This window comes from Ktedonobacter sp. SOSP1-85, assembly GCF_016587415.1.
Classification (GTDB): Bacteria; Chloroflexota; Ktedonobacteria; order Ktedonobacterales; family Ktedonobacteraceae; genus Ktedonobacter.
On sequence record NZ_BNJI01000003.1, the window covers coordinates 949,256 to 975,969 of the forward strand.

Below are 26,714 nucleotides of genomic sequence, written 5' to 3' on the forward strand. Positions count from 1 at the left end.
GCATTTTTGCTTAGTGAACAGTTGATGAAGATTGCGCTCAACCAACCGCTAGCTCACATTCGGTGAGCGATTCAGACCGCCGTGGACCGCCATACCTGCCTAGCGTCCCGCCTCAAAGCACTGGTTCCACTCCTCAAAATGCTGCGCGATCTGCGTCGCGGCGGCGTCCAGAGAGAGGCGTTTTGCCTCAAAGTCAGCAACGGCGTTCCAGAAGCTGGTACGACCAACGGCAAAACCAATAAAACCTGGCACGCTTGCAGCCGTCTGGAGCCAGTGAATAACGCGCTCCTGGCTTGCTCCACGCCCCAGCACAATGAGACCAACATTCTGGCCACCATTGCGGTGTGCGACTTCAACGATGTTTTCACAATCAGCGCGTTGATCCAACCCTTCAATTTTCCAGACATCTGGTTCCACCCCAGCCTGCCGCAATTCTTCGATGGCCCGTACCATTAAGCGAGGCCGAAGCTGGCTGTCATAGGCATCTTTATTCTGATCGACGAGTTCAAGTTGGTGGAACTCAGCTGGGACAAGGAGTTCAAACAGGAACAGATGTTGTGATTGGTGCAGGTAGTCGGAGAGACGTTTCAGACGTTGGGTTTGACGCTGATTCAGCATACAGTCTCCCTCGGGATTATAGCGAACCAACGCCTTGGCGAATGTCGGCTGCATGGTCTCAATATGGTGCGCGAAGTCGTCGCCATAAACAAAATCAAACTCGTCTTGCCCACTTTTTTCCACGGGGACTGCCGTGATGGTACCCTGTTGTACCGCCTCGCGGAGAATGCCAACGCCATATTGTTCATCAACGAGGATACCCGCCTCCTCTTTGGGGATACGGGCTTTTTTAAACCCCTCGTAGATGACTCGCTTACTCTCAGCTACCCTCAACGCTTGCTCGACATTGAGCGGTTCCTTCCAGCCAAACAAACCACTGATATAAGAAGCGCGATGATCAAATGGTAAAATGGCGAGCTTTTTGGTATATCCTGTCACCCTCATCATGTGCTCCCTTCTTCTCACCTGTGTCTTCTAGAGATAAAGGTAAAGATGTGTTCGGTTGATAGCTCTCTGAGTGCCGAAACGTTTCCTGTGATGAAAAAGTTTCTCTTGCCTGGTGTTCAATTCCTCTCTCTCGGCGCAATCAATTTTCCATCCTGATCGGTATTCAATTGCGGCGCTTTGACATTTTTAAAGATACACCGATAGCGCGGGGCGTGGAACAGCTTGGCCGTCAACACATCGTGTATGCCCACCAGGCTCAGCGATCGAAAGAGTCCGACGGCCAGCAGTGCCCCAATGGGAGAAGCAAGGATATACACCCACTGGTCGCGCCAGAACCAGGAGACCAGCGCTGGGCCAAAGCTGCGAGCGGGATTCAGGCTGGAGCCAGAGATGGGCGCAACCTGCCAGTAGATGAACGCCATCAGAAGCCAGGTCATCAAAGGGGTCCAATGCATCAGGCGATGGCTACTGACGAAGAGAAAAATCGCCAGAACCAGCAGGCAAGTGAGTCCCATCTCGATCAGAAAAACGCTCCAGATAGGATACCCCGCCCCTGGAGCGGTGACGCCATTGTGGACACTTGCCGCCCGCTCTCTCCAGGCCAGCACGGCCAATCCCGCGCCGAGCACCGCACCGAGAAATTGGCTCGCCAGATAGCTGACAAGATCGTGCTGGTGCATCTTGCCCTGCAGCCAGAATGCCAGCGAGACAGCGGGGTTGAGATGGGCACCACTCAGCTTGCCAAGAGGTGAGATTGCCACAAGCGGTCCGCTTCCCGCGAGCAGCATTCCCGTAATCAGCCGACGCACGCCGCTATTGGGAAGCACGACTGCCAGCGGTGAATCTGTCCCCAAATTGAAGGCGACCGCGCTTAACGCGATGAAGACGAGAAACGCGGTTCCCAGCAATTCTGAGCCGTATTCGGGCCAGTGGAGCCGTTGCCACCAGGAATGCTTCTGCATGCATATCTCCCTTATTTCGTCCGCCTCGCTTATGCACGAGCAGACGCGGTGCACGATCTTTCCTGGTCGAGCTTCGAGAACAGGTTATTGTGCAATTCTGCCAATGTTGGATGAGCAAAGACGCTATCACACAGGGCAGTATACAGGAATGTACACAACATTTTTTCAGGCGCTTGGCCATAAACACGTCTTTTGATTTTGCTAATGGTTCCATCCCTCGCATCTGAGCAGTGTTCCTTGCTGGCGGATGACCTCTGACTCCCGGAGTATACTGAAAGCGCGGAGAGGAAGTCATGGGTCGAAAGAGCTATTGGAAGGCGAGAAGTGGCCGCCGGGATCTGGCACGAAAGTTCTAGCGTGCAGCTCGACTTTCCTGGTCAATTAAAGCGAATGCGCAGGAATACAATCAAACAGGAGAGCCATGCACAGTGAGAGGGACAGAGAGCTCTTTCATGGACGGTGGCACAGCATGTATGTTCCAAGGAGTTGATCTGCTCATCGCCAAAAAGGCAAACAACAGGGAGCAGAAAGGAAGAACGTGTATGGGCCACGAGAACCATACCCCCCACAACACCACATCAGCGCCAGACCTACGCTCATCCCCTCATTCTCTGCTTGCGACCAAGTTTCTTCCTCCCGTATCTACCCATGAGATCATTGCTCGCCCACGTCTCCTGGCCTTGCTCAATGCCGGCCTCCACCGACGCCTCATGCTCATCTCCGCCGCCGCAGGCTTTGGGAAAACCACGCTGCTGGCAAGCTGGGTTCGTACGTTTCCTCCAGACCACCCGCCAGTGGCCTGGGTGTCGCTTAACGCAGGCGATAACGCTCCCCTGCAGTTTTGGGCGTACGTTCTGACCGCATTGGAACAGTGCCGGCCCGGACTTTCTCCTCTCCCCGTTGCCTCCTTGTCCGAGATACCACAACCATCCTGGCAAGCAGTGCTCGCAACTCTGATCAATAACCTGACCCGACAAAGCGAACCCCTGGTACTGGTGCTGGACAATTACGAGGAGATTACAGAGCCCGCGATCCATGCCCTGCTTTCCTCACTGCTTGAGCGCCTGCCGCCCACTCTGTGTGTGGTCTTGGCGACACGGACTGACCCTCCCTTTTCCCTTGCCCGGCTGCGCGCGCAGGCCCAGGTTCTGGAAGTGCGCACCGAGCAATTACGGGCAACGAGCGAGGAGATGATTGCCTTTTTCTGGAGCGTGATGGATCTTCGGCTTGCCGGGCAAGACATCCAGGCAGTAGACGCACGCCTGCAAGGCTGGTGGGCGGGCATGCAACTGGCAGCGCTTACCTTGAAGGAAAAGGCGCACCCCAACGATCTGCTTCGAGCACTCCAGGGAAACCAGCGTGCGCTTTTCGAGTATCTAGTGCAAGAGGTGCTGAAACGACAACCAGAGCAGGTACAGACCTTCCTCCTGCGAACATCCATCTTATCCCGCCTGCACAACTCCCTGTGCAATGCAGTCCTTGAGCAGCAGGACAGCCATCCTTTCCTGGAGGAAATAGAACGGGCCAATCTCTTTCTCAGTCCCATTGATGAGCAGCGCCAGTGGTATGCCTACCATCCTCTCTGGTCCTCGGTCCTGCGTACTCAGTTGGAGCGGACCTCTCCCACGGAGGTGCCTGGCCTGCATCTGCGGGCTAGTCAGTGGTATGCGGCCCAACAGATGCGCGGCGAAGCGATCCAGCACGCGCTGCAGGCGCACGAGTGGTCCTGGGCCGCGTGGCTGATGGAGCAGATTCCCCGTCAGGACCTCTGGAGTCAGCTCGAGTACGCGTTGCTCCCTTCCTGGATGGAGCAACTTCCCCGCGAGGTCCTGCGTGAGCGGCCTCGTTTATGCCTGGCCTCTGCCCAGAGCTTGTTCTGGATCGCTCCGCCAGACGTCACCGAAAGCTGGGTGCGCGATGCCAGACGCGCCTGGGCACGAGCTCATCTCCGGGAAGAACAGACACCCATGGCGCGAGATGCACACGGACCGGAGGCTCCACTCCATCTTCTGGGGAAATCGCCGCCTTGCAGGCCACGATTGCGGGTTTCTATCATGGGGATGCGGGAGCAACGCGAGCTTTTTGTCAGGAGGCACTGACCCATCTTGAGGAACAGCAATGGGCCGCACGAGTCCAGATGGCGTTTGCCCAGGCGCGGGCGAACGTTTCTCAGGGGTATGTCGAGCGCGGTGTCCTGCAACTGCAGGCTGAATGGAGCCGGATCAAAGCGAAGGGCGATCAAACACTCGAGAGTATCTACTGGCGCGAGGCCGTCTGGGAAAGCACGATGGCGGGGAAACTCCACCAGGCATGGCAATTGAGCCAGCAAGCGATTCACGCGCTCCAAACTCTTGAGGGACCTCAGCCAACGCAGATATGCTGGCCCTATACCTATCAAGCCAGGATCTTGCACGAGTGGAACCGATTAGAGGAAGCCCAACATCTCGCGGAACAGGCAATCGAGCTCGGTGAACAGACCGAACTTCTGGCATTTTTACCCCTCGCCTATACCCTGTTGTTGCGGATTACCCTCTCGCAAGGGCGATTGGAGGAGGCCAGAAAAGCCTCTCGGCAGCTGGAATATGCCTGGCGAAACTCACCGTCCCCCTATCGTGCAGCGATCTGGAGCAGCGTCGATCAGATGCGTTTCTGGCTGGCAGGTGGCGATCTGGAGCAGGCACGACGCTGGGCGCGAGAGGTGAAACTGGGAGATCCGCTGGACTCTCCGCTGGCACGGGAACGACAGAATGTTGCCTTTGCTCGCTTGCTGCTTGCCGAATCCCAAGCGGACCAGGCGTTGAACCTGCTCATCCCCCTGGTAGAACGGGCAACGGTCACGCAGCGGTGGAACCATGTGCTGGAAATGTGGCTCTTGCAGATACAGGCGTATCTCATGCTTCAGCGGCAGCGAGAAGCCCTATCTCTCCTGGCGCAGGCGGTGCATCTGGGTGCGTCAGAAGGGTACATCCATCACTTTGTGGATGGGGGGGCCGCCATAGCTGGATTGCTCTCCCAACTCAGAGAACAGGAGCACCAGAAGGAAGATCTCCCGTATCTGGAGACCCTTTTGCGTGCGTTCAAACAGCAGCCAGTGGCCCAGCCAACCCATCTGGAAAGCGAGCCATCCTCAAGACCACCCCAACCGTTGCTGGACCCGTTAAGCACGCGTGAACAGGAAGTGCTTCGCTTGCTCGCAAGTGGTGCCTCGAACCAGGACATCGCGGAAGCATTGGTGGTCGCAATCAGCACCGTGAAGCATCATATTAGTAATATCCTCAGCAAACTTGAAGCTACCAATCGCACCCAGGCAGTAGCCCGTGCGCGGACCCTTGGCCTCCTTTCATCAGACACCCTTGACTGAGAGTATGCTCATCAGAGTCAGGTATATCAGACAGATCAAATCCGAATATGTTAGGCTGACCAGAGAGGTCGAGCTGAGTACTAGAACTTTGGTGCCGGGTTACATTTGTCACTTCTCTCCTTCCAATAGCTCTTTCGTCCCATAACTTCCTCTCTGTTCTTCCAATATACTTCGAGAGTCAGAGGTCGTCCACCAAAAGAAACACTGGTGAAACGCGAGGGATGTTCCTTTTTCTAGATAAAGCAGGAGCGTTCTTGATAATGGATGTGGTATGTGAAAGGGGAACATAGAGTATGTCATTACGAATCGAAAAAAGAATGCGGAAAGAGAAGAAAGAAGAGCAGTACGCGCTGATTGATGCCCTTCCCCAATTTGTTTGGGTCATCCAACCTGATGGCTCTATCGCATACACGAATCAACGTTGGCGCGACTATCGCCGTCTGCTGCCTCAACACGCTGAAGGGCAGGCGGGGGTCCAGCATCTGTGTTTCGATGGCTGCCTACCCATTCAGGACAGGCAGCCCATGCTGCCTCACACTGAATCCTGCCCTGAGAAAGAGGTCTGGCTTCAAAACCTCCACCCTGAGGATAAAGAACGTGTCCTGGCGTTTGAGCGCCAGGCATTTGCAGCGGGTGCCCCCTACACATTTGAGTATCGCCTCAGGGATGGACGCATGGGCGCGTATCGCTGGTTCTTATCACGGCGTGTGCCGCTCCGCAATGACGCAGGGCAGATTGTCCAGTGGTTGGATACCTGCACGGATATTGATGAACAGAAACAGACGGAGGAAGCCTTACGCCAGAGCCAGGAGCGCGTGAGCGCCCTGATGAATTCCAGCATAATCGGGATCAATATCATCGAGGGAGAGCAGATTGTGGACGCGAATGACACCTTTCTGCGCATGACCGGCTATACCCGTGAAGACCTCTGTGAAGGTCGCATGAACTGGTTGTACATGACGCCTCCAGAATATCTAGCTCAGGCCCAGCAGGCTCATCAGGAGCTTTCCGCCCGGCAGGCGATGACATATGAGAAAGAGTACGTGTGTAAAGATGGTAGTCGCCTTCCAGTGCTCGTGTGCGGGGTCGTCTTACAACATCACCCGTTCCAGGGGATTGCCTTTGTGCTAGATAATTCGGCGCGCAAAGAACTGGAACAGCGAAAAGATGCCTTTTTGGGCATGGTCAGCCATGAACTGAAGACTCCCCCTCGCCTCCTTGAAGCTGCAAACACAGCTTTTGTGTAAGAAACTTGAGAAACGAGACCTTCCCAATATGGGGGTGGTGTGTGCTCGTATGGAAACACAGCTGAATGCTCTTACTCGCCTGGTCGACGAGTTACTCGACCTTTCGCGCATCCAGGCTGGGAAGCTGGAATATGCGCAAGACACGGTCGATCTGAGCGAGATGCTTGAGGAAGTGGTTGACATGATTCAGGATATGCACGCAAACCATACCATTGCGGTTCATCATGCCTCATCTCCCGCTGTCATTGTCGGAGATCGAGATCGACTCGCACGAGTCTTCCTGAATGTGCTCAGCAATGCCATCAAATATGCTCCAGATGCTCCTTTGATCGACGTGGCGCTTACCACCTCGCTTGAAGCGGTCACGATCAGCGTGCGCGATCAGGGGATTGGGCTTCCACGAGAACTGCAAGGAAGAATCTTTGAACGCTTCTACCGGGCGGTCACCCCCCAACAGCGTGCCTTTCCGGGACTGGGGATGGGTTTGTATATTGTCGCGGAGATTGTCAAGCATCATGGGGGAACAATTCGGGTCGAAAGCGAGAAGAAAAAAGGCACAACCTTTCACGTCACGTTCCCCTTGCCACCTCGCGGAAAGAGGTTACCAGAAGGATAGAAGAGGAACAGCGATGCGCAAGGACCAATATGTAGATCGTGAAGCTGCTCACAGCAAACATATTCTCATCGTCGACGATGATCCTCTCCTGGGCGATCTCCTTCTGGAAGCCCTCCAGGAGGAGAAAGCCTATCAGGCATGCCATGTCCTCAGTGGGGAGATCGCACTGAACAGCCTGCAAACAGATGTTCCTGCGTTACTGCCGCTGGATTATCATCTCCCTGGGATGAACGGCCTGGAGCTCGCAGATTGGCTGGGGAGCCGAGAGGAATATGATCATATCCCCATCCTGCTGATGAGCGCGGATGTGCCGCAGGAAGTCAGTAGCCACAAACACCTCAGAACGTTGCAGAAACCCTTTGAACTGGAAACCCTGCTGCACCTGGTCGCGGAACTGCTGGCCTGAGAAGCAAAGGATGTCCCTGGCGTGGAAAAAGCGTTCTCCAACAACCATGGTGCTCAAGCCATACTCCCATGATCGGGAAGATTACAAAAGAGGGGTAGACTAGCATAGATGCCTGGCTGCCCCATAGCGATTTCGAGAAGCATCCAGGAGAGCAAGGGAAACCCTTCTGTTGCAAATATCGATTGACGAAACATGACAGGGCCATTCTCAATTTGGGAACTTAGTTAAAAAACATGCAGATAGCAGTAAATGGCATCCCTGTAATCTTTTGCATAAATAGGCGGAGAGATATATTTGTCCTTCTATTGTACCAACGTATATCTTGAAGATGGAACACCACTATTGAGGTATGTATTTCGCTCGTGGGAAGCACCTGTTACGTTTACGGAGAAGCAGAAGGAGAACAGTGAGATGCCGCAAGCCACCAACTATGATGCGATTGTGATCGGGACCAGCCAGGGCGGCAGATTCCTACCTATCGCTTTGGCGAAGGCAGGCCGAAAAGTGGCGCTAATCGAGCGTGACCACATTGGCGGTGTCTGTGTCAATATGGGCTGTACCCCCACCAAAACGATGGTCGCCAGCGCACGCCTCGCCTACCTGGCGAGGCGTGGCGCTGACTACGGCATACACATTGGCCCCATTTCGGTCGATCTGCAGGCCGTACGCACACGCAAACAAGGGATCGTCGAAGGCGCACGCCTCGGCTACAAAAGCCGTCTTACTGCAGCGCAAGAGCTGGATCTGCTCAGGGGCGAAGCTCATTTTCTCGACCCAAAAACGCTTGAGGTCTCTCTCAAGGGTGGCGAGACGCGGGAGATCACCGCGCCACTGATTGTTATCGATACCGGCGACCGGCCTGAACAACTAGAAATCAAAGGCATCGAGAGCGTACCCGTGCTCAATTCAACCACGCTCATGGAGCTAGACACGCTCCCCGAACACCTGCTCATCATCGGTGGCGGCTACATTGGGCTGGAGTTCGGACAGATGTTTCGTCGCTTTGGCAGCCAGGTCACGATCATTCAGCGCGGTCCACGCTTACTTTAGGAGCGAGGATGAAGACGTGAGTGACGAAATAACAAAGATTTTGCGCGAGGAAGGGATCACGGTCCTGACCGGAACCACGCCCCAACAGGCGGAGCCACTCAGCGGAGGACGTATTCAATTGACCGTGCGCACGCCTCAGGGAGAACAGCAGCTCATCGGCTCACATCTACTGGCAGCAGCTGGCCGCGTCCCTAACACTGAAGATCTCACCCCCGAAGCTGCTGGCATCCAACTAAACAAGGAGGGGTATATCCAGGTCAATGAGCAATTGGAGACGAGCGTTCCTGGCATTTACGCGATGGGCGATGTGAAAGGTGGGCCAGCTTTTACTCACATCTCTTACGATGACTTCCGCATTTTGCGCACCAATCTATTGGAGCATGGCAACGCCAGCACTCGGGATCGCCTTGTTCCCTATACCATATTCATCGACCCCCAGCTTGGACGCGTTGGCTTGAGTGAAAACGAGGCCAGGAAACAGGGGCGTAACATCCGTGTGGCGAAATTGCCCATGAATGCTGTACCCCGTGCCCTGGAAACAGGCGAGACAAGCGGTTTTATGAAGGCTATCGTCGATGCCGAGACCCAGCAAATTCTGGGCTGCGCCATCCTGAGCATAGAAGGGGGCGAGATAATGACGATCATCCAGGTGGCAATGATGGGGAAGTTGCCCTACACAGCCTTAAAAGAAGGCACATTCACCCATCCACTCCTGGCTGAAGGGCTCAATGCGCTGTTTATGACGCTTGATTCTTAGGATAGCTCTCATTCATCGCCAATTTGTTTGGACTGGCTGCTGGAGGCTCCACGTTCATCGTCTCCCTTCATGAATCTTTGCAACACAGCCGGAAACCAGGCTATGCGGAAGATTGATGACGTCATGCTGTCTGAGCAACAACGGGGGTGGGTTCATCCTATCCGGCGTATGCCGATCAGCCTGGACATCGGTGTATGATAAATTCGAGAGGAACAACATGAGAAAGAGATCAGGAGTAAGAAAATGAGCGAAGGTTTCGTCTCGCGGGGATTCCGAGGTCGCCGAAAGCCTGGCGATGAGAGTGGGCGAATCCCACCAGGACAATATCTGGAGCGTGGCTTTCCCGTCCTTTCGGCGGGACCGACACCACACACGCCTCTCGCAACCTGGGATTTCTCCCTGCTTGGGGAGGTCGATCAACCAAAACGGCGGACCTGGGATGCATTTCGCGCCCTGCCACATGAGATGGTGACCAAAGACATCCACTGCGTGACCAAGTGGTCGAAACTGGATACACACTGGGAAGGCGTCTCCGTCGATACACTGCTCGAGCAGGTTGAGTACGATGCTAACTACGTGATCGCCTTTAGCGATGGCGGCTATACTACCAACCTTCCACTGGAAGACGTATTGGATTGGGAAGGCGTGGGTGGTGTATGCATATGATGGGCAGCCACTCACCCCCGAACACGGTGGGCCGGCACGCCTGCTGGTTCCCCACCTCTACTTCTGGAAGAGCGCCAAGTGGGTCCGAGGTCTGCGATTGGTCGATCGGGATGAACCGGGCTTCTGGGAATCGCTTGGCTACCATAATCACGGTGATCCATGGAAAGAAGAACGATACCGGGGCGACTAAGCTGGCAGCTTGGCGAGGTGGTTGCGACGCAGGAAGAAACAGCGCGGGCAAAGAGCATCACGCTTGCCGTCCCCCACTGGAACGGGCATCGACCGGGACAGCATGTGGATGTACGACTCACGGCTGAAGACGGCTACCGGGCAGAGCGCAGCTATTCGATCGCGTCTGCTCCTCAGCAGGAACAACGTGTGACGCTCACCGTCGAACGGTTCGATGAAGGGGAAGTGTCGCCCTACCTCACGGGTGAACTCCGTGTCGGTGACCAACTGGAACTGCGCGGTCCAATTGGGGGATACTTCGTCTGGGAGGCGCAGATGGGTGGTCCTCTCTTGCTAGTAGCTGGAGGATCGGGTATCGTGCCGTTGATGGCAATGATTCGCTATCATGCCGCCGTGGGGAGTACGATTCCGATCCGTTTGCTGTATTCGTCACGATCGTACACGGAGGTGATCTACCGTGAAGAACTCGCTCGCCTGGTCAAGAGCAACACGAAGATTGAAGTGGCGCAAACGCTGACCCGCGTGCAACCGCCTGGATGGACAGGGTATCATCGTCGGATCGATACCGAGATGCTGCGTGAGGTGGCATGGCTGGTTGATCAACGGGCATTGATGTTCATCTGTGGCCCAACTCCATTCGTCGAAACAGCCGCAACGAGTCTCGTCACATTGGGATACGAACCTGGACGAATCAAAACCGAACGATTCGGACCCACAGGAGAAATATGATGGAGAACAAGCTTGATGGCAACGCTGCCGGGGGCATTCTGCAAGAGATCTTCCCTTTTGAAATGACGCAGGTTCAGGCAACCTGTACAGGTTGCGGTACAACCGGTGCCATCGGTGCACTGGCTGTCTACATGCATGGGATGGGGACGGTCATTCGCTGCCCCTCCTGCGATACCGTGCTCATCCGCGTTGCGCAGAGAAGGGGACAATACTGGCTGGATATGCAGGGCGTGCGCGTTCTTCAGATCAGTACTGAGGCCTAGTCCATCTTCCCGCGTACGCCAGTAGCAGACCCGCTACTGGCGTACGCGGCTACTGGATGTGGCTACTCTGCTGAACTGGTGACTTCGGCGATAATTTCCTGGTCATCGGCCTGCTGGCGCCCAGCGGTGAACTGGCCTACGAAGTAGAGCAACACACCCACGATCAGGGAGAGCAAGCCAATGCCTCCAATCCAGAGCACCCACTGCGCGCTGGTAACCAGTGATGTCCAGGGGCCTGTGAATGTGACATACACGCCCACGGCACTGGCAATCAGGCCAAAGACGGCGCACAAGTAGAAGACCCAGGTGGGAGCCAGCTTTACCCGTGTGAAGGCATCCTGGTATTTGTAGCGAATCACAATCACATCCACAAACAGAATGACCATCGAGACACACCAGATAACGGTTACTGCCGCTTGCAGAATGTCATAGATGATGGTTGAAAGGTCGGCGGGCTTGAGGCCAGCATTTAAGGCATATGGAGCCAGAATAAAGGCGATGACCGTAAAGACGGCGGCGATAATAGTCTGCACCAGCACAGCCATCCAGGGAACCTTGTTGGCATTGACCTTGCTGATGATAGCTGGCATACGACGATCCAGGCCCGAGACAAAGAGCAGGCGCCCGAATGAGTAGTTGTAGACAGTTGTGTTAAAGAGGAAGAAGCCGATAAAGATGATATTGACCAGCAGACCCAGCACACTACCCGCGCCACCAAAGCCGGAGGTCACCGCCTGGGCAATGGCTGAAGGGCTCCCCTGTGCGCTTACCGGGGTCACCGCCTGCATCACACCAAAGGTCGTTAGTAGATAGCCTGCCATGACGACCGCCGAACCCCAGAGGAGATACCGGGTAATCGAGCGCGTATTGGTGATCTCGACTCCCATATTGAGCGGAACCTCAATACCCAGTAGAGCCAGAATAACCGTGCCATAGAAAGTATAGGTCGCGGGAACAGGCAACCAGTTATGCGCTGCATAGTCAACATGGGCGGAATGGCCACCAAAGAGGGCCAGCAAGCCAGCCAGTCCCACAAGCAGGATCGCGCCGCCATAGGCCACAAAGATCACATTGACCAGATTCTGTGTCACCCGGAAGCGCAGAACAGAGAGCACAAGTGAAAAGGCGAGCACAGCCAGGATGACGACCCCTTGCTGCCAGGGCTCAGTCAGCCAGGAGGTGTTGATCTGCTGCAAGAGCGAGACCACTGTATCACTGGTGGCGATCATTACCAGAATACCTGGCCACCAGGCACAGAAGCCCGCGAAGAAACCCATAAAAGAGCCAAACGCCTTGTGCGTCCAGACATAGATCGAGCCTTCGCCCGGAAACATCAAGCCCAACTGACCTGTGACTACCGCCCCTGGAATAAGAAAAGTTATAAAGCCCAGAATCCAGTACACATACGCGGAGGGTCCCGCGCCGCCTGCGACTACCGCGCCGTTGCTGGCAAAAAGCACAATCGCTACAAAAATTGCCACCATGTCAAATGAATTGAGCACACGCGGTAAAATTCCCCCGGCAATACGCTCCGAGCGGAGCTGATTGCCTTCATTTCCCATTGCAGATGTCGCCATAGCAAGTTTCCCTACCTTTCGCGAAATAATGATATGCGGCTCATCCTTAAAGCCATCATTTACAGCAAACTCGTTGGGAATCGAAGTGCGCGAAGAGGATCCTTTTTAATTGAAGCACATCTATTTTGATGCTCTTATTATAGCATAGAGGCCGCTTTGATTAGTTAAAATAGTCCCGAGATCTTTGCACATTCTCACTTTCATTTGCCGCATATCACCCACATAGACTAAACCATTAGCCTGGTCTCCCTAGCCCATTTATGTAAGCAATTAGCAGATAGATGAGTGTGTATGTTAACCTATGCAGGATACATAGCAAATGCAAACAGCGAAGGTGAATTTTCCGGCAATCTTATCGTTGCCGATGTTTTTTGCATAAAGGAGCCAAAAAACAGAGAGGTCAGTCGCAAAGTACGCATGTGAAGAGGAAAAAGTGACTCTTGTCACTGAGTACCTATTTTCTAACCTTGAATCAGCCAAACTCTTTCATATGCGTAATAAAGGAGCAACCTGCTGCTGACCATGAAAACGTATAAGGAGGCATATGAGTAATAACTGGAATCAGCCAGGCGCGCCAGCGAACACAACGCAGAACGGCAAACCGGCAAAAAAAACGGGAGGATTACTCAGCAACTATCAGCAAAAAAATGTCGAGCAGCAACCACCTGCTTCACGCCCATTTTCACAACGGTCTGCCGGCCCTGGTCAACCTCCACAGTTTCCGCCTGCAGGCAGTCCGCGTCGGCCTGTTTCTTCGCAATTTCCGCCTTCCCAACCCCAACAGTTCCAGCCACAGATACCACCACAACCACAGAGGCCCCAGCAGTTCTCTCCACAATCTGCACGGCCTCCCATGAAGCCTTTATCCCCTCAACAACAGGGCTGGATGCCAAATGCGATGCAAGTTATGCGCCAGGTTTCTGGGAAGATGGCCGCTTTGGGGCGCAGTAATTATACACAGGCTACGCAGACTGCGCCGCCACCTATGGGAAACTATCAGGGGTCATATCCTCAAGGCGACAATCCTCTCGCTCAGCAACCGACTATGGAGCAGGCTACTCCCTGGAAGCGCGCTTTGAACTCACCCTTTATCGCACCTTTGACAACTAGCAGGCGCCGTGGGCGTGGACGTCCACAATCGCGCTTTCGCAGGATCTTCAATCGCGTAGCTCTGGCGGTATTGATAGTAGGCTTTATCGCCTCATCTATCACGGGCTTCTTCGCGGTGAGCTATTATCAGCAGCAAGCAGGCAAGGTCGCCAGCATTGCGAATAAGACGAGCGCACAAACAACGCGCATCTATGACCGCAACACGACATTGATTGCTGAGCGCTACAATCAGGATGAGGGAAGTTCTGGCCGCTCGACGCCCGTCTCTTTTAAAGATATTCCCCAGGTCTTGCAGGACGCCCAGGTTTCCGCCGAGGATCGCACCTTCTGGAGCAATGCGGGTATCGATCCACAGGGTATTCTGCGTGCCGCCACCTCCGGTAATGGCGGTGGTAGTACCATTACGCAGCAGGTCATTAAAAACCTGTCGAAGCAGAGTCAGAGTACCTACACGCGCAAACTCGTCGAGGCTACCCTGGCTCTGGGTATGACGCAACAGTACCCCAAATGGAAGATTTTGGAGATCTACTTTAATAGTGTCCCTTACGGAATACAGGATCTCGGCGTAGAGGCGGCGGTTCGCGATTTATTTGGCTTGCAGCCCGATTGCGATAAAAACTTTAACTGTAAGCCCGGCATTACGAAGCTGGCTCTTGATCCCAAGACTGGCAAGCCCAATCCGATTGTGGAATTGGCTCGTGCGTCGTTGTTGGCTGGAATTCCTAATAACCCCACCATTTTTGACCCATCAATCAGCGAGACCACACGCCAGAACGCGCTCGGACGCCAGGACTATGTCCTGCAAAAGATGAAGTCAGACGGCAAGCGCATCGATGGCAAACCCATTGACGACGAGATGATCCAGCAGGCCGAGAAATTAACTGCTACCTGGAAATTCGCTCCATATAGCGCGATTAAAAAGGCTCCTCACTTCACCGATTGGGTCACACTTCAGATGGTGCATATACTCGGCAATGGTGACGATCAAATGGGGCTCCAGGCCTTCCTCTCGGGCGGCTTCAACATTCGCACCACCCTGGATATGAATATTCAGCAGTATGTTCAGGATGCCTCGAAATACTTTATTACGCAGCCTACCTATCAGAAGTTCGGCAGCTATGCTGGAACAACGGCTGTACTCAATCGAGACCTGCAAGTGAATGATGCCGCAGTCGTAGTCATGAACTCCAAGACAGGCGAGGTCCTGGGGATGAGTGGTAGTGTTGACTATTACAAGGACCCAAAGAACAAGCGTGTGGCTGGTAGCGTCAATGTTACCACGCGTGGTCGTGGTCCTGGCTCGACCTTTAAACCAATCGTCTATGCCACGGCCTTCCAGATGGGGTGGAATCCAGGGATTGTTCTACCTGACATTCGTACTTACTTTCCAAATGGCGCTGCTGCAGGCGCCCTGGATCAAGAAAACCTGGAATTCCCATATTCGCCCAATGACTACGGTGGGAAGCCGAATGGGGTATCCGGGCCACGCTCAACTATTCGGGCGGCGCTGGCGAACTCATACAACATTCCTGCGGTAAAGGCGATGACCTTTGCTGGCACCGATAATGTCTTTAATAACGCGCGCCTGATGGGAATCACCAGCCTTGATCAAGCTATGCGGAAGAAAAACTGCACGGATGCCATGAATTGTTTTCACCTGACGCCGGTCCTGGGTACGGTGGATGTCTCGCCCCTGGAGATGACCAGCGCCTACCAGACCTTCGCCAATGATGGTGTGCATGCGCCATACCAGAATATTCTTGATGTCTGGGATAACTATGGCAACCATCTCTTCCAGTATGATCCATCGAAGGGCAAAGGCACGCGTGTCTTTTCCAGCCAGGTCAACTACCTCCTCACGTCAGTCCTGAGCGATGAGCCATCACGCCAGCCAGAGTTTCCTGGCGACCATGATCTCTCGTTCTATGACTGGGATCCAAGCTGCCAGGCATCTCTCAAGACATACATTAGCTGTGATACCTACCAGGTAGGCGCCAAAACTGGTACCACCGATTCCTTCAAGGATAACTGGACGATTGGTTATACCCCTAGAGCCACGGTTGGGGTCTGGGCAGGGAATGCCGATGGTCATGACATGGCAAATGGAGTGGTTGGTATTACCGGGGCGGCTCCCATCTGGCATGCTGTGATGGAGTTTGTCTCCGGGCGTCCCTGTGCCGACATTAACGACGCGATGAATGTACATATTGCCTGCCACACTTCTCGCCTCAATCCGGCAACGGATGGCATGACCGGCCCGACCACATTCTCCAAGCCCGGTGGCGTGACCTATACCTGCAACCTTTCCGCACAGGATGGCCTGGCTGGTACGGGTATCTGTGACTGGGTTATCAATGGTCAGGCCCCAACACTGCGCGGGCGAGACATTATCCCTACTGCGCCCACCAACACGAATGGCAATGGTGGAAACAAACCGGGTGGCGGTAATAACACCCCGACCCCAACGCCAACCCCGGCACTAACGCCGACGGTCACATCAACGCCGAAACCGCAGAAGACACCTTCGCCTTTCCCGACTTTGGTGCCTCCGTTCCCTACTCCGACTCCGTAGTTTTCCGGCCCGTCTTTGCGACTGTAAAACAATGGTGTGTGACAGATACCGGGCTGCCTGTGGGCAGCCCGGTATCTGTCACACACCATTGTTTAATATTTGTAGAAGTGTTGTGCGGTCTCTTCCTCGGGAGTCTTCTCTTTAAAGAATTCGATTTCGTTGCGTTTGACGGCGATGTAGGAGGTAGCCAGCAGCGGACCCAGGGCTTCGGTGAGTACGGTGTCGTGCTCCAATTCGTCGAGGGCCTCGCTGAGGGTGGTTGGCAGGCGCTGGATGCCCAGGCGAGCGCGCTCTTCGTCGCTATAGTTGCCAGGATCAATCTCTTGCGGCTCCCCTGGCTCGATACGCTTCTCGATACCGTCGAGGCCTGCTGCTAGCAGCGCGCCCAATGCCAGGTAGGGGTTACCGCTATGATCGGCACATTTCAGCTCGATATTAGCAGAATTGGCTTCGCGCCCGCTGAAGAGCGAGGGGATGCGGATCGCGCCTTCGCGATTATCATAGCCATAAACACTATAGGCCGAACTCCAGTAATGCGGCAATAGGCGCCTGTAGGAGTTGGGGCTACCACAGGTGAGCGCGACCAGGCCGCGAATATGCTTCAAGACGCCGCCCACAAAGTATTTGCCAAGCTGGCTAAAGCCACCACGCTGGCCCTCTTCAAAGAAGAGGTTTTTCCCGGCCTGCTCGCCACGCTCGGTCCCCCAGAGACTCATGTGGATATGTGCGCCGCTGCCCGCTTGATCGAGAAATGGCTTGGGGGCAAAGGTCGCGTACAGGCCATAGTCGCGCGCCACGCTCCTGACCGTCTCGCGAACCAAACAGACGTTGTCCGCGGCTCTGAGCACGTTGGCGTGCTGGATTGAGAGCTCTTGTTGCGCGGGTCCCAGTTCCGTGTGAAATAGCTCGATGGAGATTCCCTGCGCCTCTAAGGCGGCGAGAATGGCATCGATCACATGTGCCTGTTCATCGAGACCGATGCTGCTATAACAGAGGCTGCTGTCGGCAGGAAGAAACTTCCCCGTCTGCTCGTCTTTGCGTGCCAGGTAAAATTCGTGCTCAACCGCGGCCTCTGCACGCATACCATGCGCGGCCAGGCGCGCGCTTATGCGCTTCAAGAAGGTACGCGGGCAGGCTTCCCAGGGAACGCCATCCGTACCGACCATATCACACATCATGGAGGCCGCGTGTGGTGCGTAGGGTAGCGTGACAAAGGTCTCCGGATCTGGCAACAGGCGGAACTCACCAACCGGCCCCATACCCTCGACAGCCGCCAGTTGTTCTACTCCCGTAAAGGCCTGCATGGCCAGCGTCTGCCCAATGCCCTCACGCATACGGCTCTCCAGCTTATCCACATGTGTGGCCTTGCCGCGAATAATTCCCCCATTATCGCAGTAGAGGAAACGCACCAGGCGAATTTTGTCATTCTTCGCCTTGAGTATGATTTGATGCTTATCCATAGGCTTCTCTCCCAGACTTTGATTTATTCTACTATAACATATACTCAAGCAACCATTTTCGCCTCGTTTTTGCTAAGCTTGGACCCCTCGCCATTCGCCTGCTTGAGTTCAAAACCACCCCAAAGTTGTCAAACAGTGTCAACCAAAGCGCCTCTGTGTCAGTCACATTGGGTGCATCGTCTGGGGCCACTACTTTTTCCGTGAACGTACCTCCCCATAGAATGGAGAGGCTTCTACGCAGTTGCCCGCGTTGGCCGCGTCCCGACCGAAAGCTGTTTTCGTCCGATACCGAGGATGACCTTCGCTGAGGCCGTATCCCGATCCAGTTCACACCCACACGTACAAGAATGCCACCGCTCTTCTAACGTCTTCTTGCCTACATTCCCGCAATTCGGGCAAATCTGGCTGGTGTACTTAGGATCAACTTGTACGAGAGTACGCCCGGCCCATGCTGCCTTGTACGTACACATTCCCACAAATTGACTCCAACCAGCGTCGGCTATTGATTTGTTTAATCCCGCTTTGGCCGCCGCCCCATTAGGCAAATACTGTCCTGTCTCTTCGTCCTGCTTCGGCTTGGGCTGTTTCACCAGATTGGCCATGGTGAGATCCTCAAGCACGATCACTTGATAGCGATTGACGAGCTTTCTTGAGGCTTTGTGAGCGAAGTCGGCACGCTGATTGCGGACCTTACGATGGGCCTTTGCCACGCGCTTCACTGCCTTCGCTCTGCGATGACTGCCGCGCTTCTTGCGAGACAAGGACTCTTGTAGCTTCTTGAGCTTGTTCTCTGCTCTCCGATAATGGCGCGGGTTCTCAAGGAATTCGCCATTGGACAAGGCGGCAAAGTGAGTCACACCCAGGTCTATCCCTACATCCTCATAGCTGCTAGGCAAGGCTTCCGGCTTGTCCACTTCGCAGCTAAAACAGGCATACCAATGCTCTCCCTCGCGCTTGATGGTCAAGGTTTTGACTTTGCCTATCATGTCTCGATGCAGGTGCAGTTTCACTGTTCCAATCTTCGTCAATTTCAGATTGACTCTGACCATGCCCTTCTTATCAGGCGGGCGTGTTTGTTGATCCAATTTCCAGCCAGCGCCGTCCGGGTAGGTAAACGAGTTATAGCGGTTACGACCCTGAAAACGCGGGTATCCTGGTTTCTGGCCTTTGGCACAGCGATCAAAAAACCGTTGAAATGCCTTGTCCAGTCGTTTTAACACATCTTGCAGGACATGAGCAGCGATATCCTGATACTCTTCTCTGATCTTTGCCTTGATCTCTGGAAGGACATTTTGTTGATCATAGTAGGTGATCGATTTGCCCGCCATACGGTAAGCATCCTTCCTCTCGGAAAGACCCGCATTGTAGAGTTCTCGACAACGTGCCAGAACCCAATGGAGTTTGTTCTCCACCGTCTTATTGGGAGCTAAACGGTACTTGTACGTTTTTCTCATGTCCCTTGTCCCAACTCGATATATTTTTTGACGGTTTCCTCGGTCATGTCTCCGACGGTGCCAACGTAGTAACTGCGAGACCAGAAATTCCCACCCCACAGTTGTTTTTTGACTTCGGGATGCTGCTTAAAGACTTGTCTCGCAGTAATCCCTTTGAGGGTATTAACAATGAGAGAGGGCGCAATAGCGGGTGGCGCACTCAAAAAGAGGTGAACGTGGTCTTCCTGTACATTGAGTGCGCCGATCTCCCAAGTATTCGCCTCACATAATCGCCTGATTTCTTCCTCAATAAACGTGGCGATATTCCCCACCAGAATAGTCTTGCGATACTTGGGACACCATACAAAATGGTATGCTATTTTATATGTGGCATGCTTCGTATGTTGTTCTCTCATACGCTCTATTCTAGCATGGTATGCCATACCATGCTAGAATAGAGCGAGAGGGGCCGCCTAACCCCTGCCTGAAGGCGAGGGGAATGCGGCGGCCCGGCCTTCAAAGATGCGCGCTCACAGCTCTTCATGCCGATGGACCGTCATCAACAGCGTGCCCCGTGGCCGCAGGGTAATCAGCGGCTCTGGGACCACGTTGGTCTCGGGCAGGAGGCGCAACTGATATCGGGACAGGATCGTCGCCAGGATGAGCAGTGCTTCGGTGAGGGCAAACTGGTTGCCAATACACACGCGCGGCCCTCCCCCAAAGGGGAAGTAGGCAAAGCGATGACGCCCGGCTGAACACTCGGGGGAGAAGCGCTCGGGATCGAAGACATCAGGCTGCTCCCAGAAGTCAGGATGCCGGTGAGTCGTCGCAGGAAACATCAGGACATACGCCCCTTTGGCAATGCGATAGCCGTCAATTTCATCCTCGGCGATGGCCTGGCGGGCAAAGGCCCATGCCGGTGGATAGAGGCGCATGGACTCCTCAAGCACCATGCGCGTCAGTGGAAGCTGGGGCAGATCCTCCATCTGCGGAGCGCGCCCATTCAGGACGCGGGTATACTCCTCTCTGAGCCTACTTTCGATGTCTGGGTGTTGCACCAGAAGCAGAAGTGTCCAACAAAGCGCATTGGACGTGGTCTCATGACCGGCCACCATGAGGGTCAGGACCTCATCCCGCACCTGCTGATCCGTCATGCCCTCGCCTGTCTCTTCATCCCGCGCGTCCAGGAGCAGGGTCAGCAGATCACTCTCCGTCGATGCTTGATGACGTTTGGAGATCAGAGCGTCAGCAACGGTGTAGAGTGTATTGCGGGCCTCATACAGGCGACGGCGCTGGGGTGTCGGTAGCGATAAAAGCCCCGGCACATAAAAGGCTTGTGCTTCCAAATGATTGATCGTGGTAGACGCCTGCAACACGCGCTCCTTGTGCGCGAGCATATCTGCGCCAAAGAGTGCTTTGCACACAATGTTCAAGGTCAGGCCACTCATCTCCTGGAACAGATCGAGGGGCTGTCCCGCGTTGATGCCGGCTTCCTCAGTCCAGGCCAGGGCGCTCTCGGCCATCAGCTGGCCTATGGCGGCGATCTGCTTTCGATGAAAGACCGGCTGGATCAGGCGACGCTGGTGCAGCCAGGAGTCTCCATTGTTGGTGAGCAGGCCATTGCCCAGCGTCAGGCGAAGCGCTTGATTGGAAATCCCCCCTTTGCGATAGTTGAAGTGATTCTCCTGAACGACATGGCGCACGCCATCAGGATGAAAGACCAGGGTCCAGGGACCCAGGACCGTTGGCAGCGTCACGAGATCGCCGTAGCGCTCACGCAGCTCCTGTAAGAAGCTTAGGGTCTGGCGCGCAAATCTGACGGTATTCCAGGCCGCCGTAGGCCATGGCGGTCCAGGGGGCAGACGTCTGCGCGGCGTTGCCGGGAGCGACGCAAATGTAGTATGAGACATCTGTTTTTCTCCTCAAAGACAAAGTTCGTAGGTAGTAAGTTCGACTCGGTGCTCATCAAGGTCTAAGAGTGCAGCGAGTGAGCTATGGGATGATCCTCAAAACGGCAGGGGATCCTGACCTCAGCTTTTATGCAACAGATTCAGCACGAGCAATGAGTTGGCTCTCGCGCAAGATGAGCAAGGCGCTCCAGAGAGAAGGTGATCTTCTTGCTCCAGCGCAAGCTGGCTTCGCTTGTTATGCTTCCCACGTCCTACTACAATCAAAATACCGGATAACAGTAAAAGAAACAAGTACACAAAATAATTTGAGGTAGTCTAGAAAATCATACTAATGCTCACCCTCTAATTGCGGGAGTTAGAGCAGGCAGGGATCATTCACCGGCAGGTCTACGCTCAGGTCCCCCAAAGGTGGAATACTCACTCACCGAGTCGGGGCGAAGCCTGGAACCGATCGTCTACCAGATTCACGCATGGGGAGAGTGGTACTGCGAGCAAAACAACATCGAGTATTGGCAGTTGAGTGACAACATGGAAGATCATGGTAGTCGTGCGTGAGATCGGCTGCACTGCCTCCCTTGACAAGTTCCCCATCTCTGGCTATAGTATGTTAGTGAACATTCACACACGTATAGAGGGGGGCTACTTGCAGGCATCCAGCCTTCCTGACTGGATGCCTGAGAGAAAAAACCTCTCCGTAGGACGTGAATGCATTCTTTAGTATGTCAAGTGAATGGACGGATGACATATATGGTTTTGGCGAAACCGTTTGCTGCTCTTAGAGGACTCTAAGCAGATTGAGCACAAGAAAGAGAGACAGATCATGAGCGAAAAAACGACTCATACCACGCGAGAGTACCTGACTGCCCCTGGAAAAGGTCATATGACCCTGCTGACCAGCTTCCGCCGCAACGGCACAGGCATCGGCACCCCGGTAGGCACGGTCGCCTCGAACGGCAAACTCTACTTTATGACGCCAGCGGATACCTGGAAGGTCAAACGCCTCGCCCATAATCCACACGTCACCCTCGCGCCTGGCAACCGCAAAGGGGAGGCGCTTGGTCCAGCGATTGAAGGCACCGTGCGCCGCCTGTATACCGAGGAGGCCAGGCGCGCGCGAGGCGTGTTGCGTATCGGCATCGTGGGTCGTTTCTTCGGGATTGTCTTCGACCGCAAATATCCTGGCGAGAAAACGGCGGTGTATGAAATTGTGCTGGATGAGAGAGGCGCCGACATGGGAAATGGAGGCTTTGAGAAGACGCAGGCTGCGCGTTCCTAAGCTGGATCAACGCAGAATGTGGACAAAGAGCTGAAAAGAGAAAGGATTATTCCATGTCTGTTTTACCGCGTTTTCGTCTGATCGGGTTGCTCTGCCTGATCGGTGGAATCCTTCAATTAGCAGATACACCACTTGACCTGTGGTGGTCGGACCCCACGAGTCCGGTCCACGCTGTCGCCCGCTTGATTTGGGCTATCGCTAATGTGGCGCTCATTGGCGGACCCATAGGAATCATCGCCCGTCGGTTTGTTTTTCCTGGATGGCTGGCAATTGCTGGAGCTAGCGTTACCATCCTTGGCACTCTCAGTCAGGCGAGCGGGATGATCTGCTACCTGTTTCTCCCCAACTCTGGAGCAGGGCAGGTGTTGACGCCACCTGGTGGCATCCTGATCGCGCTCGGCATGGTCGCCCTGGGAATAGCAGCATTGTTAAGAAAGAAGTTGCCTGGCTGGCAAGCATGGGTCCCTCTCCTCGTTGGTCTGTACTTCATCGCCCAACTGGTCCTTATCCAGGTTCCTTTCTTCCTGAGAAAAGGGCATCTGATTTTCGCTCCACTCGTCGATCTCTGGGGCTTTTTCTGGATCCTTCTGGGGGTGGTGATTGTCTGGTCAGAAACTGTGCCAGCACAGGCTCCTCTTACGGTTGTGTTGCAGGAAAAAAGCTGATCTGCTGGAGTTGAGAGAAAAGAGCAGCAGAGGTTAATGCATCTAAACCTCAACAAGGGATAAGAGAGGTTTGGATGCATTAACCTCTTTTTGTCTTAGTTATGGGATCCATTATAGCCACCCTGCTGCCATCACACCACCCAACAATAGCAAGGTGTCTCTTTTTATCTTTGTAAACCGTATTATGGGTACTAGAGAATTTCTGTTTACTTCTTCTCCGAAAACCCTGAGCGGGAAGTGCTAGTCACGCAGGTGACGTTGGGTTTCGGGATAAGATCTTAGAGACCAGGGTGGTGCGAAGTGACCACTTTCCGCTGTCTCTTTGGTTTATTTATATAAAGGGACCCATGATGTCAATACAAGATAAGCCTCAAGACTCTTCCCCCGAACACAATTCCTCCCCTACTCAATGGGAGGCACGTTTGCATGCGCTTATTGAGCATAGTCATGAGGTTTCGCTTCTACTTGATGATCAAGGTACTATTCTGTATGCCAGTCCCGCACTGACACATGTGCTAGGCTACCTGCCTGAAGAGGTATCTGGACAAACCATGCTCTCATGGGTTCACCCTCTCGATCAATCTGAGGCATCTGAAAGCCTGGCAAGCTTACAGGCTCACACCAGGCAAGAACTCTTTATGACACAAAGATATCGTCACAAAGATGGCTCCTGGCGCTGGCTCGAACTACGTGCTGTCAATAAACTGGCTGATCTCCAGGTAGCCGCACTTATTTGTAGCCTGCGTGATATCACGGCGCTAAAAGAAGCTGAAATCGAGCAGCAACGTCTCGTTGAGGAGTCAGACCTGGCGCATACACACCTGCTTACAGTTCTTCAACAAATGCCCGCGGGTGTTATGATCGCCGAGGCTCCCTCGGGCAAACTCTTGTTTAGCAACGACCAGGTAAGGCAGATCTGGCGTCACTCTTCTCCTGAAGCTAACGAGGTTGACAAATACGACCGCTATGAAGGTTTTCATTCTGGTGGCACACCCTATGCCGGGCATGAATGGCCGCTTGCACGCTCAATCCGCCAGGGCGAGTCTGTACGGGAGGAAGAGATTACTTTTCTGCGCGGCGATGGCACACGTGGTATCATGAGTGTAAGTTCTGCGCCCATCTTGAATACACAGAGCGAGATTATCGCAGGCGTCGTTGTCTTCATCGATATTAGTGAAAGGAAGCGCCTGGAACAACTCAAAGACAACTTTATCAGTATGGTCAGCCATGAGTTGAAAACACCGGTTACCAGCATCAAAGGCTATACCCAGTTGCTGCAAAAACACTTTCAGCGCTCTGATGAGAAACAATCGCTCCATTTTCTTGCCAAGATGAACTATCAGCTTGATAAACTGACAGACCTCATCAATGAGATACTGAGTATCTCTCAACTGGATCTGGGTATGCTCAACCTGCGTCCTCAGGTGTTTGATCTTGTTAAGGCTGTAGGGGAGGAGTTGGAGAGCCAGCAGGCCACCACTGCAACGCATAAGCTCCAGCTCAAAGGCGTCGAAAAACTCACCATTACAGGTGACCGTGAGCGCATTGGACAGGTAATCCATCACCTGGTAAGCAACGCTATCAAGTACTCTCCAGGCAGAAAACAGGTATGTATTGAGATCTGTTATAGCGATCAAGCAGCCTTAATTCATATTCAAGATTATGGCATCGGCATCGACTCGGAGCACTTTTCCCGGATCTTCGAGCGTTTTTATCGCGTGGATGAGCCACTCGAACAAACATTTCCTGGCCTGGGCATAGGACTCTACCTCGCACACGAGATCATCCAGCGCCACCAGGGCCATATCTGGGTGGAGAGCCAGAAGGGACAAGGCTCTACGTTTAGTTTCTCACTCCCACTTCAGCCCCATACAACCATTGCCAAGGAGACCAGTCATGACAACCACTAAATCCAGGGTGCTCGTCATCGATGACGACCCGGATATCGTTGAGGTAATCCAGCTACTGCTAGAGGATGCTGGATATCTCGTCTCGAACATCAATCAGCTTCCAGAAAACGCGAACTTAGCTCAAATCTGTCTTCAGGCGCAACCAGACTTCATCATTCTCGACATGCTGCTCTCAGGACAGGATGGTCGCCATCTCGCGCGCCATCTCAAAGAGAACCAGTCCACCAATCATATCCCTTTGATGATGATCTCGGCCCATCCCCAGGCCCGTTCCCAGGCGCTGGCCGCCGGTGCAGATGATTTCCTGGCCAAGCCCTTTGATATGGACGAGATGCTCGCCAAGGTCAAGCGTTATTGTTAAGCTTATCTTACCAAGACATCACAATATGCCTGAAATAATAATACTCTATCTACTATTTTGGCTTACGATTACGTATACGTAAATATAAGGAAGTAGGGTAAGGCTGGTTGTGCACGCCACCAGCCTTACCCTACTTCCTCATTCATTACACCCGGGCAAGTTTCTCCGGGTTGGCAACAATTCGAATTGCCCGAATACGTTCTTGCTCCACTTCAATAGTCATGACGGAGAAGGCTTTTTCGCCTACACGGACAATCAAGGCCACCTGACCATTGACCTCTTCTACTTCAGGGCTATAGCCCTCGGGCCAGAAGCGCCTTGTCCCCAGCAAGAAACGGGCTACCGGGACACGTCCAACAAGCTCGTGAGTCGCTGCACCCTTGACCTTGCCGCCGCCATCTGCCCAGAAGGTGACATCTTCGGCCAACATATTCATGAGTGGTGTCATCTCGCCAGCACTTACGGCCTGCTGAAAACCGTTGAGTAACTGCTGGTGGAGTTGGGGAGAGGCCGGGAAGCGGGGCCGATGCGTACGTAGATGGAGCCTGGCTCGGCTGAAGGAGCGGCGACAGGCCGCCTCACTCTTGTCAAGCATCGTGGCGATCTCGGGAAATTCATAACCAAAGATTTCGCGTAGTAGGAAGACCGCTCGCTCGAATGGTTGAAGCTGCTCCAGCAAGACCAGGAACGCCAACGAGATCGACTCCTGCATATCGACACGCTTTTCCGGGTCGTCCGTTTCATCCATCTCGGTTGTCAGAATTGGCTCCGGTAACCAGGGACCTACATATAGTTCTCGCTTCCTGCGCGCTAGTTGAAGTTGATCCATACATAAGCGCGTGAGGATCGTGGTGAGATACGCTTTGAGCGAGTGAATGGTTTCTATGGGTGTAGACTGATAGCGCAGGTACGTTTCCTGCACCATATCCTCAGCATCCATCGCACTACCAAGCATGCGGTAAGCAATAGAAAAGAGGTATGTCCGGTAAGTTTCAAAGGACTCCACGCTGTTTTCTGCCTTTCGTCGACTCATGAGAGCAAGTGTTGCCATAAATAAAGAGGGTTGAGCCATCTCATTTGGGACAACTTTCCACTCCAATTTTATATACGCCAGAGTAGGGGGTGTGGTGCGTGCTGGCAGCCTGTGGCTGCCAGCACGCACCACACCCCCTACTCTGGCGAGCGCCGC

At 54.0% G+C, this 26,714-nt stretch carries 20 protein-coding genes and 3 pseudogenes; 15 read left to right on the top strand and 8 right to left on the bottom strand.

What is annotated here, in order from left to right; genetic code table 11:
- Positions 1–99: 99 nt before the first annotated feature.
- The gene (locus tag KTE_RS42330) at positions 100–1,005 is read right to left on the bottom strand and encodes a 2-deoxy-5-keto-D-gluconate 6-phosphate aldolase domain-containing protein (protein WP_236600979.1); all 906 of its coding nucleotides are present in this window, start codon (positions 1,003–1,005) and stop codon (positions 100–102) included.
- Positions 1,006–1,121: 116 nt separating this feature from the next.
- Complete coding sequence (locus tag KTE_RS42335; RefSeq protein WP_201392817.1) at positions 1,122–1,967, bottom strand: MIP/aquaporin family protein; 846 nt, start codon at positions 1,965–1,967, stop codon at positions 1,122–1,124.
- 542 nt (positions 1,968–2,509) lie between these two features.
- Here KTE_RS42335 and KTE_RS48515 point away from each other — a divergent pair.
- From KTE_RS48515 to KTE_RS42370, 9 genes and pseudogenes are all read left to right on the top strand, one after another.
- Complete coding sequence (locus tag KTE_RS48515) at positions 2,510–4,066, top strand: NACHT domain-containing protein (RefSeq protein WP_236600980.1); 1,557 nt, start codon at positions 2,510–2,512, stop codon at positions 4,064–4,066.
- The gene (locus tag KTE_RS48520; protein ID WP_236600981.1) at positions 3,994–5,328 is read left to right on the top strand and encodes a LuxR C-terminal-related transcriptional regulator; all 1,335 of its coding nucleotides are present in this window, start codon (positions 3,994–3,996) and stop codon (positions 5,326–5,328) included. The genes KTE_RS48515 and KTE_RS48520 overlap by 73 nt, the downstream gene beginning before the upstream one ends.
- Before the next feature lie 293 nt (positions 5,329–5,621).
- Positions 5,622–6,575: a PAS domain-containing protein gene (locus KTE_RS49345; protein ID WP_307812074.1), complete on the top strand. Its 954-nt coding sequence runs from the start codon at positions 5,622–5,624 to the stop codon at positions 6,573–6,575.
- 49 nt (positions 6,576–6,624) lie between these two features.
- Positions 6,625–7,191 carry a HAMP domain-containing sensor histidine kinase gene (locus tag KTE_RS49350; RefSeq protein WP_307812075.1) on the top strand — a complete coding sequence of 189 codons (567 nt, stop codon included), beginning with the start codon at positions 6,625–6,627 and terminating at the stop codon, positions 7,189–7,191.
- Positions 7,192–7,204: 13 nt separating this feature from the next.
- Positions 7,205–7,597, top strand: a complete 393-nt coding sequence (locus KTE_RS42350) for a response regulator (protein WP_201392819.1) — start codon at positions 7,205–7,207, stop codon at positions 7,595–7,597.
- A gap of 411 nt (positions 7,598–8,008) precedes the next feature.
- Positions 8,009–9,404: pseudogene (locus KTE_RS42355) on the top strand (mercuric reductase).
- Between the two features lie 243 nt (positions 9,405–9,647).
- Positions 9,648–10,260, top strand: a pseudogene (locus tag KTE_RS42360) (sulfite oxidase-like oxidoreductase).
- Positions 10,230–10,988, top strand: coding sequence for a ferredoxin reductase (locus tag KTE_RS42365; protein ID WP_201392820.1), 759 nt, complete (start codon positions 10,230–10,232; stop codon positions 10,986–10,988). Before KTE_RS42360 ends, KTE_RS42365 begins: the two are co-directional and overlap by 31 nt.
- A complete protein-coding gene (locus KTE_RS42370; RefSeq protein ID WP_236600982.1) occupies positions 10,985–11,251 on the top strand; it encodes a DUF6510 family protein in 267 nt (88 codons plus the stop codon). The genes KTE_RS42365 and KTE_RS42370 overlap by 4 nt, the downstream gene beginning before the upstream one ends.
- A gap of 62 nt (positions 11,252–11,313) precedes the next feature.
- Here KTE_RS42370 and KTE_RS42375 read toward each other — a convergent pair whose 3' ends face one another.
- Complete coding sequence (locus KTE_RS42375; protein ID WP_201392822.1) at positions 11,314–12,828, bottom strand: APC family permease; 1,515 nt, start codon at positions 12,826–12,828, stop codon at positions 11,314–11,316.
- A gap of 544 nt (positions 12,829–13,372) precedes the next feature.
- On the opposite strand from KTE_RS42375, the gene KTE_RS42380 reads away from it, so the two are divergent.
- The gene (locus KTE_RS42380) at positions 13,373–16,510 is read left to right on the top strand and encodes a transglycosylase domain-containing protein (protein WP_201392824.1); all 3,138 of its coding nucleotides are present in this window, start codon (positions 13,373–13,375) and stop codon (positions 16,508–16,510) included.
- A gap of 92 nt (positions 16,511–16,602) precedes the next feature.
- On the opposite strand, the gene KTE_RS42385 is transcribed toward KTE_RS42380, so the two are convergent.
- The 4 genes from KTE_RS42385 to KTE_RS42400 all read right to left on the bottom strand — a co-directional run bounded on the left by KTE_RS42385 (position 16,603) and on the right by KTE_RS42400 (position 21,313).
- Positions 16,603–17,970 (bottom strand): glutamine synthetase family protein, encoded by a 1,368-nt coding sequence (locus KTE_RS42385; protein WP_201392826.1) that lies wholly within the window; start codon positions 17,968–17,970, stop codon positions 16,603–16,605.
- Between the two features lie 233 nt (positions 17,971–18,203).
- Positions 18,204–19,424: a transposase gene (locus tag KTE_RS42390; RefSeq protein WP_236600284.1), complete on the bottom strand. Its 1,221-nt coding sequence runs from the start codon at positions 19,422–19,424 to the stop codon at positions 18,204–18,206.
- The gene (tnpA, locus tag KTE_RS42395; RefSeq protein WP_201392828.1) at positions 19,421–19,819 is read right to left on the bottom strand and encodes an IS200/IS605 family transposase; all 399 of its coding nucleotides are present in this window, start codon (positions 19,817–19,819) and stop codon (positions 19,421–19,423) included. The genes KTE_RS42390 and tnpA overlap by 4 nt, the downstream gene beginning before the upstream one ends.
- 114 nt (positions 19,820–19,933) lie before the next feature.
- Entirely contained in the window at positions 19,934–21,313 is a 1,380-nt protein-coding gene (locus KTE_RS42400; RefSeq protein ID WP_201392830.1) for a cytochrome P450, read from the bottom strand.
- A 346-nt stretch (positions 21,314–21,659) separates the two neighbouring features.
- Between KTE_RS42400 and KTE_RS42405 the strand changes: the two are divergent.
- The 5 genes and pseudogenes from KTE_RS42405 to KTE_RS42425 all read left to right on the top strand — a co-directional run.
- Positions 21,660–21,868, top strand: a pseudogene (locus KTE_RS42405) (winged helix-turn-helix transcriptional regulator); the annotation flags it as partial.
- 265 nt (positions 21,869–22,133) lie between these two features.
- Complete coding sequence (locus KTE_RS42410; protein ID WP_201392832.1) at positions 22,134–22,589, top strand: PPOX class F420-dependent oxidoreductase; 456 nt, start codon at positions 22,134–22,136, stop codon at positions 22,587–22,589.
- Between the two features lie 53 nt (positions 22,590–22,642).
- Positions 22,643–23,254: a hypothetical protein gene (locus KTE_RS42415; protein WP_201392834.1), complete on the top strand. Its 612-nt coding sequence runs from the start codon at positions 22,643–22,645 to the stop codon at positions 23,252–23,254.
- Positions 23,255–23,601: 347 nt separating this feature from the next.
- Positions 23,602–25,164: a PAS domain S-box protein gene (locus KTE_RS42420; protein ID WP_201392836.1), complete on the top strand. Its 1,563-nt coding sequence runs from the start codon at positions 23,602–23,604 to the stop codon at positions 25,162–25,164.
- The gene (locus KTE_RS42425; protein WP_007919035.1) at positions 25,151–25,525 is read left to right on the top strand and encodes a PleD family two-component system response regulator; all 375 of its coding nucleotides are present in this window, start codon (positions 25,151–25,153) and stop codon (positions 25,523–25,525) included. The genes KTE_RS42420 and KTE_RS42425 overlap by 14 nt, the downstream gene beginning before the upstream one ends.
- A gap of 145 nt (positions 25,526–25,670) precedes the next feature.
- Here KTE_RS42425 and KTE_RS42430 read toward each other — a convergent pair whose 3' ends face one another.
- Positions 25,671–26,597 (bottom strand): RNA polymerase sigma-70 factor, encoded by a 927-nt coding sequence (locus tag KTE_RS42430; RefSeq protein ID WP_307812076.1) that lies wholly within the window; start codon positions 26,595–26,597, stop codon positions 25,671–25,673.
- Positions 26,598–26,714: the final 117 nt, after the last annotated feature.